Source organism: Paenibacillus maysiensis, from assembly GCF_000520815.1.
Lineage (GTDB): Bacteria > Bacillota > Bacilli > Paenibacillales > Paenibacillaceae > Paenibacillus > Paenibacillus maysiensis.
On sequence record NZ_ASRY01000127.1, the window covers coordinates 1 to 315 of the forward strand.

1 protein-coding gene is annotated in these 315 nt (G+C 44.4%); it reads right to left on the bottom strand.

Features of this window, described 5'->3' with window-relative positions; genetic code table 11:
- Window positions 1-315, bottom strand: a 315-nt coding sequence (locus tag L696_RS0108370) for an IS3 family transposase (RefSeq protein WP_025683250.1), incomplete at both ends; no start/stop codon positions are given.

Consider the following 315-nt stretch of genomic DNA (forward strand, 5'->3'; position numbering starts at 1 on the left):
TTTTTTAAGGGCTTCTTGGCGATACTGAACAGGCGTCATATAGTCTAAGGTTCCATGGATGCGATGCTTGTTGAACCAGTTGACGTAATCGTATAGTTCGAGTTCCAAATGACGAAGGCTCTGGAAGTTCATCTGGTTCACAAACTCTGTTTTCATGATCTTGTAGGTGGCTTCAGCCACAGCGTTGTCGTACGGACAGCCTTTCATACTTAGCGATCGACCGATTTCAAACGTCTCCAGAAGCTTGTCCATCTTTTGATTTTTGAACTCGCTGCCACGATCGGTATGAAACCATTGAATCTGATGTAGATCACC